This is a genomic window from Streptomyces sp. NPDC027962, from assembly GCF_055566095.1.
The window spans coordinates 1-11,504 of the sequence record NZ_JBVHTA010000075.1 but is presented as its reverse complement, the minus strand read 5'-3'; the positions used below and the strand labels follow the sequence as shown (position 1 = coordinate 11,504).

At 70.2% G+C, this 11,504-nt stretch carries 3 protein-coding genes and 1 pseudogene; all 4 read right to left on the bottom strand.

All coding sequences use genetic code 11. The features are described 5' to 3' along the window. A pseudogene (locus ACZ4SA_RS36120) lies at positions 1-1,040 on the bottom strand (LamG domain protein jellyroll fold domain protein); the annotation flags it as partial. 463 nt (positions 1,041-1,503) lie between these two features. Then, positions 1,504-2,565 (bottom strand): hypothetical protein, encoded by a 1,062-nt coding sequence (locus ACZ4SA_RS36115; protein WP_468282807.1) that lies wholly within the window; start codon positions 2,563-2,565, stop codon positions 1,504-1,506. Between the two features lie 30 nt (positions 2,566-2,595). Then, entirely contained in the window at positions 2,596-9,141 is a 6,546-nt protein-coding gene (locus ACZ4SA_RS36110) for an RHS repeat domain-containing protein (RefSeq protein ID WP_468282810.1), read from the bottom strand. A 129-nt stretch (positions 9,142-9,270) separates the two neighbouring features. Beyond that, positions 9,271-11,504, bottom strand: a 2,234-nt coding sequence (locus tag ACZ4SA_RS36105) for a LamG-like jellyroll fold domain-containing protein (protein WP_468282804.1), incomplete at its 5' end; no start/stop codon positions are given.

Sequence of the window (11,504 nt, the reverse complement as noted above, 5' to 3'; positions counted from 1 at the left end):
CCCCAGCCGTACGACTCATAGCCGTCACTGCGCAACAACGTCCGCTCCGACTCACCCCACGTCACCGTCGGATCGATGAACAACGGAAAATCCGCCGCCTTCGTACCCCTCAGCATCCCCGCATCAGGAACCACCGACAACAAACCCTTGCCCAACTCCACACCCATCCGCACAACCCGATCGCCGCGGCCGGGCTCCTGGCCGTGGCCGGAGGAGGCCTCCTTCGGTGTGTCACCTGCGGTCGGCGGCGTCGCGTCGGAGGCCGCCGCGGAGGCGGAGGCAGCCGCCGACTTCGGCTGTGCGGCACCGGCCGGGGGCGCGGGCCGCGTCTGCCCGGACGCGTCCTTGCCGGCCGAGTCCCACATCTGGGCGGGCGGTGCACGGAAGACGGTCCGGCCGCCCGCGTCCACGGCGGCGAGGTTGCCCGCCTCGCCCTTGAGGATGTCGAGGCCGTCCGCCTCGAGGCCGAAGGTCAGCTTCTTCAGCCTCGGATCGGCCGCGGCCTTCGGCGTCTTGACCACGAGCACGTGCTGGAAGCTCTCCGGCGTCGCCGTGAGCTTCAGGTCCACGTCCGGCAGCACCTCGCGGTACACGGCACTCGGGCCGGAGATCTCCGGCTTCGGCAGGGAGCCACGCCAGTTGAGCTTCACCGACCGGCCCTGGTCGGTGATCGTCACGAGCGGGTCCTTGGACCCTCCCCCGGAGAACGTCATCCGCGCGGCCGCGGCCTTCGGCCCCACCGAGCCGTCAGGGCGCCGCTCGAGCGTCGCGTCCGGCTTCCGCCAGCCACCACCCTCCACGGCCACCCGCACCGGCACCGCCGACTCCTCCAACGTGAACGAAAAACCGTCGGGATTGGCGAACACGGTCGCACGCTCCGACCGCTCCCCCACCACCTCGACCCGCTCACCCGACTCCTTCGCCTCCGCGAGAGCCCTCCGCCCCTCGTCGTGCGCTGCGCCTCCTGCCGCCGGTGTCGCCATGTTCCCGGCCGCGGGAGCGGCCTGCGCGGCGTTCACGGGCAGCACCACGGCCGCCATCAGCGCCGACACGGTCATCGCGGCGCTGCGCACCAGATGTCTTCGGGCACGCAGAGGCGCCCTTCGCGTTTCCAAATCCCCACCCCGTCATCACGTAAGGGTCACAACGGGCCGCGAGTCAACGCGACCCTCATGTCCCCGTCAAGTGATGCCCGACTGCCGCGCCCGGCGACTCCGGCCCCACGAGGTCACCCCACGCGACGGGCGGAGGGGCGCAGCACGGGGGCGACTCGTTCTCGGCCACGGAGGGGGCCCTGACGGCGGCTGATTACGACGATCTTGATCCCATTTGGGCTGCCCGGTATGCGCCACTCCCGAGGCCGCCGCTCGGCGCCTGTACGCAGAGTGATCTTGCGCCCCTCCCGGGATATGACGAACATCACACGCCAGAGCAACGGCCGGCAGCACAGCGGCCGGTCACCGGGGCGATGCCTCGGTGACCGGCCGCTGACGCACCTGCGAATCAGCCGGGCAGTGCCCCGGTCGGCGGCCGCAGGAACGACAGAACGCGGGGTGCCCCTTCTTCGCGCCGGCACAGGATCCGGATGCCGGTCCCGTCGGCGGCGCACTCGGCCACGGCCGACGCAGTGGCCAGCAGCAGCCGGTCACCGGTGAAGGCCGAAGCCTGCAGGCCGATGCCATTGGTGCCGTTGCCGAGCACCCGCATCAGACGGTCGCGGAAGTCCGTGCGCCGCCACGCCCGTCCTGCGTCCGAGGTCCACAGGTCCCCGAACCCGGTGAGCGCGTGGACGGTTCTGTCCGCGGCCACCCATTGTTCTGTCAGCTGGTCGTCCCGTCGGAGCTGGGCAGTGGCCCACAGCCCGCTCGCCCGGTCGACCGCGTGCAGCACGTCGTGCTCGAAGGCGTGCCCGTAGGACGAAGAGGAGACGAGCACGTCCCGGTGGAACGCGCCGCGGCCCAGAAGCCCGACGGCCGGGTCGCAGCTGTTCCAGCGCAGCCTGTCCCGCAGGGGAACAGCCGGTCCCGAGGCGGGCAGCGCCACCTCGGTGACGGCGCCCGTGGAGAGGTCCGCCGCGAAGAGGGCCGGCCTCCATTCACGGTCCGCCGCCTTGGAAGCGTCCTCGGCTCCACCGGTGAGGTACACCGTGTCACCGTCGGACCCGGCCACATGCAGCAGGAGGAACGTCTCCGGCACCTCCAGATCGGACCACTCCGCCGCCTCCGGGCGCAGGAAGTGCGCCGAGTGCCGGTAGCCGTGCCCGGTCCTGCGCTCGGCAGTGGCCAGAACCGTGCCGTCCCGGCTCACTCCGTGCACGTCGGCGTGGGCCTGCGCCCCCGGGATGCCGGGAGCAGGGCGCAGGTCGGTCCCGTCCGGGGAGCCGACCAACAGCGGCACGTTGCTCGCCGCGATACGCGCGACGATGCTCAGCCCGCCCGCGTGGAGCGTGGCTGCCACGCCGCTGTCGGTGGTGAGCTCCCAAGGGATCGGATGGAGACGGCGCACGGCGCCGTCCCTGACTTCAGCGAAGGCGAGCCCCCCGGTGTCCGCGATGATCGCGGACACCGGGGCTCCCTGTGACGTCGGTGCCACTGGCTAGAACAACCCTCCGACCCAGTCGCCGATCTTCCGTCCGACGGTGCTGCCGGCGATTCCGCCCACGACACCGCCGACCACGCCGCCGATGGCGGCGCCGGCGGGACCGCCGAAGGCGCCGATCGCAACGCCGAGCGTCGCACCGGCCTTCGCTCCCGCCAGGCCACCGACGATACCGCCGGTCTCCCGCGCGGCGGTCTGCACCTTCTGACCCTCGGGAGCGGTCGCGACGTTGTAGACGCCGACACCCACATCGAGTCCCAGCAGGCCGCGGCCCGCCCACTTGGTGGTCTGGTTGATCGCGTTGACCTTGGGGTTGGTCTTCGCCGAGCTCTCGACGATCTGACGGTCGCTCTTGCCGCGCTTGTCCCTCAGATACTCGTACGTCGGGAAGTCACGCGCCCCGCGCTTCTTCGGCAGCAGCCAGTCGTCCATCGGGCTGCGGTAGAAGGACCTCAGGGCGTTGCGCTCGTCGACGGCGTACCGGGCCGCGGTGTTCCAGCCGTAGGCATCGGCCATGCGCAGGGCGTTCTGGCGGGCCAGCACATCCGCCTTCTGGTAGTTCGCCCGGCGGGAGGCCGCGTCCTCGGTGTAGAGGAAGCCGTACGACAGCGGGCCCTGCCAGCTGCCGTCGTAGAGGGAGTCCTGCCAGGTGTAGCTGGAGCCGACGGTGCCGCTGCTGCTTCCACCGCCACCACCGCCTCCGCCGCCACCGCCACCGCCACCGCCACCGCCACCGCTGCCCTTGCTGCCGCTGCCCTTGCTCTTGCCGCCGCCACCGCTGCTGACCGGGATGCCGCCACGGCACTCGATCAGGCCCTGGAGGCACTCGGGCACGGCCAGGCCGGTCGAGTCGGAGAGCGTCGTCGGGTTGTTGTTGGCGTAGGAGTAGCCGTTCAGCGACTGGTGCTGCTCGGTACTGAACTTCGGGTCGACACTGATGAACTGGCCGATTCCCGGGTCGTACTCACGGGCCTCCACATGGGTCAGACCGGTCGACGCGTCGGCCGTCTTGCCCAGGAAGCCCTTGTCCGTCGGCCAGTCGCCGACGGTGCCGCCCCGGGTGTCGCCGAACGGCGACATGCGGCGCTTGCTGAACGCCTGCGTGGCGTCCGAGGCGATCGCCAGGTTCTGCGTGCCGTGGTGGTCACCGGTCAGGTAGTGGAGCTTGTTCTGCCCGGTCTCGTTGCTGCGCACCGCGACGGCCAGGCCGTCCGACTGGTAGGTGCGCTGCGCCCATGTCGTGCCGTCGGCGCGCAGGTGCAGCTCGGTGACGCCCGCGTACAGGACCCGTTCGCCGCCCGAGGTGTTGCGGATGAGCAGCCCGCCGTCGGGGTCGTAGATGTAGTCCGTCGACTGCGTGCCCTCGGTGAGCTTGGCGAGCTTGCCCTCCTCCGACCAGGTCAGGTTCTGCTCGCCCTTGTCGCCCGGACGCTTGGTGGTGTTGCCGGCTGCGTCGTGGGCGTAGGAGCGGTTCGGTGCGGCGCAGTTGCCGGCGGTGCTGATGCCGGTGAGCGCGTGCTTCTGGGTGCCGGTGTAGCAGTAGGTGTCGGTGGTGGTCCCGCCGGAGGTGTGCTTGGCCTCCGTGACCCGCTGGCCGGCGGCGTTGTAGGTGTAGCCGGTCCAGTAGGGCGCCGGGCCCGAGAGACTGCTCGCGCTGCGCGGGGTGGCGCAGTCCTGTGAGGCGGGCGTCCACGCCTGGGTCAGACGCCGGCGGCCGTCATAGGCGAAGCACTGCGTCTCCGCCTGGCTCGTGCCGCCGAGCAGCGTCGGGTCCGCGATGGATGTGACGTTGCCGGTCTGGTCGTAGGAGAAGTTGAGGTCCTGCAGCATGTACGGGTGTGTCTGGTCCGTGACATGACTGCGGGTCAGCCGGCCGGTGCCCTCCTCATAGGTGTTGGTGACGTACACCTTCTTGTGGGCCTCGGTGTTCGCCGTGCCCAGGACCAGCTGCTGGGCCTGGCCCGTCGCCGAGTAGTCGGCGTCGAGCAGGTATCCGGTCGCTCCGCTGATCGAGGTGACCTGACCGGTCGGTGTGTAGTCGAAGTCGACGATCTCCGACGGGAGACCGCCGAGCGCCGGCTCCTCGGTGTTCTTGACCGTTCCGTCGAGCGCGTACTGGCTGCCGTACTCGATGGCCGACGGCGCACCCGCCTTGACCAGGGGGTCGGAGGCCGGGAGCTCCAGCCTGGTCCTGACCGGGGACGACAGGGTGTCGTACTCGATGACCGTGCTGGTGTAGGCGGCGCCGTTCCTGCCGCCCACGTAGCGGGTGGTCGCGCCGGGCTTGCCCTTGAGGACGGTGTCGTAGGTGCGCGCCGTGAGCTGGTTCTCGTCGGTCTTCGAACCCGCCCAGGTGCCGATGACCCGGCCCAGCGTGTCGTATTCGGTGAGGATGGACTTGCCGCGCGCGTCCGTGGTCTTCACGACCCGGTCGAGCACGTCGTACGCGTTGGACGTCGCGCCCTTGTCCGGGTCGCCGACAGCGGTCTCACGGCCGAACAGGTCGTAGCCGTAGGTCCATTTCGCTCCGTCGGGCCCGGTGACGGAGGTCTTCTTGCCGTCGGGCGCGTAGGCGAACTTCTCGGACGTGTAGGTGGCGCCGATGCCGCCGCCGTACTGGACGTCCGCCGGGTCGGGCCCCGCGTACTCGCGGGTCTCGACCGTACGGCCGCGTGCGTCGGTGATGGTGCGCTTGCCCACGCCGCCGGCCACATCGGCCGTGGCGGTCGAGTCACCGGTGTAGCCGGTGGTCTTCGTCCACTTCTTCACGCCGTACGTGAGCAGCGAGTTGCTGATCTCGCGACCGGCGCCGTCGAAGACGACGGCCGACTGCTTGGGCGCCTCACCGTACTCGGCACGGGTGTAGGTGCCGTTGGGCCCGGTGGCGTCGTCGAAGATGTCGGTGAAGGTCTCGTAGGCCTTGCCCCGGCTGTCGTACCGGGTGTCCGTCAGCAGCCGGCCGCCGAGCGGACTCGGCGCCTGCGTCTGGAGCGGGCGCAGCAGCGCGTCGTAGATCTTGTACTCGGTCGAGTACGTCTCGCCGTCGGCGTTCAGCGTGGAGGTGCCCACTGCTGACGGCTTGTCGTTGGAGATGGCGTAGGAGAACTTCTTGTTCGGCGAGAAGCCCCCGGCCTTGCTCCGGTTGGGCTGCCAGACGGCTGTCAGGCGGCCCAGGCCGTCGTAGGTCAGCTCGGTCTTCTTGAGGTTCTTGTCGTACGTGGTGACCGGCTGGCCGCGCAGCGGGTCGATGTTGCTGAGGCCCCTGTGGCCGGCCGCGTCGGTGGTGATGGTCTTGGTCAGCGGGCCGGCGGCGGCCGGGGTGTAGGCGGTGCTGGAGACCTGGCCCTTGGCGTCCTTCGTGGTCAGGGACCGGCCCAGGCTGTCGTAGGTGGTGACTTCCGTGGTCTGCCAGCCCGTGGGGTGACGCTCACCACCGGCGTCGGCGGCGGCCGGGTAGCCGGTGGCCCGGCCCTCCCAGGTCGCCTCGCCGTCCGTCGGCGTCTGGTCGGCGGTCCAGCCGGTGACACCCGTCTTGTCGTAGACGGTGGCCGTGTCGGAGATCACGTCCCCGCGGGTCGCGGAGTTCGCCGGCAGAGCCAGGTCCTTCTCGGCGACCGAGCAGGCCTCGGCCACCGTGCGGGTGCGGGAGACGAGGCTGGTGATGCCCTTCCCCGCGTTGCGCGCGTACCACGTGCGGGTGCAGGTCTCGTCACCCCTCTTGGCGACGTCGCCGTGCTCGGTCCTGCTGCTCTCCATGCCGTACGCGTCGAACGCGGTCTCGACGGCGGTTGCGCGCCATGTCTTCGGGACGGTCAGATAGGTGTAGTCGGTGGTCTTCCTGGTCCGGACGAACCGTGCGACGCGGTCGCCCGCGTCCGGGACGTCCTGACGCGCGGTCTCCTTTGACCAGGGGTCGTTGACCGTGGCGCTGATCGCCGTGGAGCCGTTGTACGTGACCTTCTGGCGCAGCGTGCCACCGTACTGCTCGCTGTCGGTGACGGTCGCCACGCCGAGGTCCGGCGTGGCGAGCGGGGCGACGGTCGCGGAACGGGTGGTGCCGTCCTTCTTCTTGTCGCCGTCCATCCCCTGCATGTACAGGGAGACGTTCTTGGAACGGGTGGTGTCCTTGGCGCCGCCCAGGACGGTCACCTGGCGGTAGCCGCGCCAGTCGGACCAGGTCCGCTCGTCCTTGGGCGTCATCGGCTCGTCGCTGTACCGCCAGGCGGCACCGCTGTACACGTACTCGTTCTCGACGACGTCGTTCTGCCCCGCCGGGTCCGAGAGGGTGACCGCCAGGACCCGGTACTTGTGGAACCAGTCGACCGACGCCTCCTCGGCGCCGTTGATGTTCCAGTACTGCGGGTAGCAGTTGCGGGTGTTGGTGTCCTCCGCCGCCCCCGTCACCTCACTGCGGACGCACTCGGGCGAGGAGAGGGTGACGGTGGTGATGCCGCCGGTCTCGGAGGTGATCGTCGAGATACGGGGACGGGTCAGCGGAAGGATGTCGTCCGTCGCGTCGACCCGGTTCGGACGCATCTGGTACGTGAACGAGATGGGGTCGAGGGTGATGTCCGTCCCGGTCCTGCCGGTGCGCTGGAGCGACTTGAGCGTCAGCACCTGGTCCGAGGTGTCGCCGATGTCGCCGCCGTCGAGGTACTGCTGGGTCAGCTTCCAGGAGTCGACGGCCCGGTACGCGGAGGCCGCGGCGGACCACACGTGGGTGTCGACGCCCGTGAGCCGCTTGCGGCTGAAGAAGGAGGGCGCCGAGGAGTTGCACTCGTCGTCGTCCTTGGAGCAGATGACGTTGAAGGGGACGTCCGGCCAGTTGTCGGAGGTGTCCTTCGTCAGCGACGAGCAGTCCGAGGCGGTGCAGCGCTCGGCGTAGGTGAAGGTGACCTTGGCGTCGGCGTCGTCCGTGAACAGCGCACCCTCGCGCAGACCGTACTTGATCTCCTTGAGGTAGCCGCCGCGGACGTAGGAGGCGCTCGCCTTGGTCGCCTTGTTCTTCTTGTAGTAGTTGCTCTCCTTGGCGTACCAGTAGGTGGCGGCGTTGCCGTGCGTGTCCACGACGTAGTCGAGGTTCCACCGCCAGGCCTGGGTCAGCGACCGGTCGGCGAAGCTGCTGCCCGACGAGTAGCCGGGTTCGCCGGAGTCGTCACCGAAGACCGGGGCGGTCCAGGTCGAGTTGGTGCGCTGATCGGCCGCACCGGCAAGCTTGTCCAGGCCGAAGACGTACCTGGTGCCGTCACCGGTGACGACGGTCCAGTGCTCGCCGTTGTCGTCGCCGTTGTCGGCCCCGGTGGAGCGCGTAACCTTGGACGCGTCGTCGCCCTCGAGCCGCCACTCGCCGGAGGCGTCCTTCACCAGCCGGGACGACTTGCCGTTCAGCATCAGCGAGGCGTTGTCGTACTTCCAGCAGCTGTCGTAGATCTCGTCGTGGCCGTCGTCGTCGCACCGGCCGTACGAGCGCTCGATGTAGGACTCGGTGATCCCGAAGCCCTCACCGACGGACGTGCTCTGGTTGTTGGTGGTGGCGGTGCGGCCGTCGACGCTGCCGGAGTCGTAGGACAGCGACAGCTCGGGCGCCGGCCCGGCCGCGGCCTCCGGCAGCGTGAAGTCGTACGACCAGGTGAAGGAGCCCGAGCTGCCGCCCGCCTCCCAGGAGGAGGACTCCTTCAGCTCCGTCGCCGAGTAGTCACCGGTGCCCGCGGGCGACTCGCCCGCGCCGTCCGCCGTGACGGCGAGTACCGCCGCGCCGGAGGCGACCGCGGCCCGCGCCAGCTGCGTCGACATCCCGGCGGTGTCCGCCGACCGGGGCAGTGCGACGGACGCCGAGACGGACTGGCCCAGGATGTCGTTGTCGGACTTCAGGGGCGTCTGCTTGCGGCATTCGGGCTTCTCGGGAGTCGTCAGCACACAGGCGGGCAGCTGCACGAGGCGCAGCCGCTGTGCCCAGCCGCCGCCGATGGCGCCGGCGAACTCGCTGTAGTCGACGCCGACCTGTGCGGGGCCCGCGCTGTCCGCCGCCGCTGTCAGCAGGACGCCGGTGACCCCGGCCCGGTCTGCCGCCTTCTGGTCCAGGACGGTGACGCGGACCTCGCCCGCTGCCGCCGCCGGGGCTTTCGCCCCGGCGGTCGCCTTCGCCTTGCCCTTGCGGTCCGTCCCGGCCGCCGCGACGGTCACTCGTACGCCGCCGGCCTTGGCGCTTCCCCCGGCCTGCCCGCCGACCTTGACGGTCGCGGTGCCGGCCTTCGGCCAGCCGGCGCGTCGCTCGGCCTTGGCCCGCTCGGCCTGGCCCGCGTTGGCCTTCTTCTCCTTGGCGACCCTGTCCCTGGCCTTCTTCGCGCCGGGACCGTCGATCGCTCTGACCTTGCTGACACGCTCCTTCGGCACATCCGGCCGGCCGAGTCCCTCGGCACGGTCGTCGGCCACCGCGGACGGCGCGAGGCCGAACGGCGCGGCTATCGCCAGCGCCAGAGAGGAGATCAGCAAACGACCCGTGTGCCGGCGTACCGGCCCGGACCGTCTGCCGGATTTACGCATGCCTGATGACATCAGTACAGCCCACCCCTGATTCATTGGAAGAAACCCGAAGGTGCCGGTGCGGGCGGCGCTTCGTGCGCCGCCCGCACCGACGACCCGGCCATGTCGACGATGACCGGGTACCGGTCGTCAGTCGCCGATCCGGTGGTCGATCTGCTCGGAGCCGGCCATCGCCCCGGCCCACAGCCGCACCTCGGACACCCTGGCCGGCAGGTGGTGCTTCCAGGCGCCGTCGGTGAAGCCCTTGCCGACGGCGAAGTCACCGCTGCCGAGCTGCACGGTGAACGCCTTCGGCTCACCGTTGATGTTGTGCCCCAGGTAGAGGCTGATCTTTCCGTTCAGCGGGTCGTAGATGCCCGTGAGCCTGACCGGCGTGTCCAGTGCGGCGACCTCCTCGGACACCGCGGACGAGAAGGTCCCGTCTGCGTTCAGCCGGCCGAAGTGCCACTTGCCCACCGGCACGGTCCGCTCCTCGAAGGTCTCCTCGTCGACGACGGTGTCCTTGCCGGTGAGCTGGTACCAGAAGCCCCAGGCGGAGCCGTCGGCCGTGCGCTGCCCGAGGACCTGGCCGGTGAAGCCGGTGTCCTTGCCCGCGAGCTTCGCGCCGTCCAGCTGCACCAGCGTGCTGACCGTGAACGCCGCATGGTCGTAGACCAGCGGGCCCGGCGCGGTGGCCGCGTCGTCCACACCGTCGAGAAGGATCGTCTCGGCGTCGATGGACGCCCCGCCGCTGAGGGTGAGCGTCCTGCCGTATCCGGACGTGGTGTCGGCGATCGTCGTCCCGCTCGCAGCCGCCGCGGACCAGTCGGCCACCAGCTCGGCGCCGGCGAAGCCCTCCGAGGTCAGCAGCCGCGCCTCGTCCAGGATCTCGGCGTGGGTCAGCGCCCGCTGCCACACCGCCACCTCGTCGATCGAACCCGGGAAGTGGTAGGTGTGGCCGCTGCTCAGCGGAACCCGGCCGAACTGCAGGGGATCACTCGACGGCCACGAACCCGCCACCGTCACCGGACCGCCCTGGGCCCGGCCGTCGACGTAGAACCTCAGCTCCTGCTTCGCCGGATCGTAGGTGCCGGCCAGATGCGTCCACACACCCGCCTGCGCCGGATACGCGGCGGGCTGGCCGTAGTACCCGGTGCCGTCACCCTTGTTGATGCCGAAGAACCACGTCTTGGAATTGCCCGAGTACCAGAACGCGAACGGGTTCCCGTCCTCGCCTCTCGTGGACAGCACAGCGGCGTAGCCGTCCGTGTTGTCCAGCCGCGCCCACGCCGAGATCGTGTAGGCCGACCGCGTCTCCAGCACCGGCCCGTCCGTCGCCGCGTGACCCGTGGTGCCGTTGAGCGCGAGGCCCTTGTCCGTGACCGGATCGGTCAGTTCCACACCGTCGGCGTCATGAGTGATCAGGCCCCGGCGCCCCCGGTCGTCGCGCACCGCACCGCCGCCCAGCGTGGCGTCGTGGCGGGTCCCCCCGGCCGTGGCCGAGTCCAGCGCCGCGCCGGACGCCTCGTCGAAGTGCCAGCGGCCCACCGGGCCCTCACCGGCCGCGACCAGGAAGTCGACGGCGTGCTGAGCACCCCAGCGGCCCACGTTGTCCTTCGCCCGCACATACACACTGTGCGTCCCCGACTTCAGCGGCGTGATGTCCCGGTTCACCGTGGAGCCGTTGATCGCGGCCGACCAGGCGTCCTCGGAGGACATCTTGTACTGGTACGACACGATGTTGGTGTCACCCACCGCCGGAGCGAACGTGAACGCCGCCTTCTGTCCCGGACCACCGCCCGCCACGCAGGCGTTCGGCGTGCACTCGGTGTACGGCGACCCGATCGTGATCCGTGGCGCCTTCGGCGCCGTCGGGTCGACCTTGAAGTAGCACCAACCCGTCGTCGACGCGTTCGACGGACCAGGCAATTGACTCTTGCCGCTGTTGTAGTACGAACGGGTCCACGACCGGTAGCGGTAGAGGGTTCCCTCACTGAGCGTGGGGGTCGACGCGGTGAGCTTCACGTTGTCACCGACGTAACCGCTGGTCGGCCGCTCCATCTCGGAGATCGCGTTGGACCACGTTCCGTCCGACGCCTTCTTGTCCACGTCCATGGCGACCCGCAGCTGCGCCCCCGACTCGCCGCCGGGCGCCGTCTGCGGCGTGGAGGTCAGCGCGGGCGTCGGGTCCGAGACGACCGCCGGGTCCGATTCCTTCGTCTCGCACGAGAGGCCGGAGCCGGTCACCAGGCCGATCCCCGTGGGCTTGGCCGGCAGCCCCACGAAGTCCACCGCGAGGACGGCGTCGTTGCGGAACCGCTTCCAGGCGGAGGTGTCCGACTCGTCGTGCGCGCGCAACTGCAGGGTCAGCCGCGAGAACTTGC

Excerpts from the sequence above, each read along its gene's own strand:
- ACZ4SA_RS36110 (WP_468282810.1), bottom strand. The coding sequence starts at position 9,141 with ATGCGTAAATCCGGCAGACGGTCCGGGCCGGTACGCCGGCACACGGGT.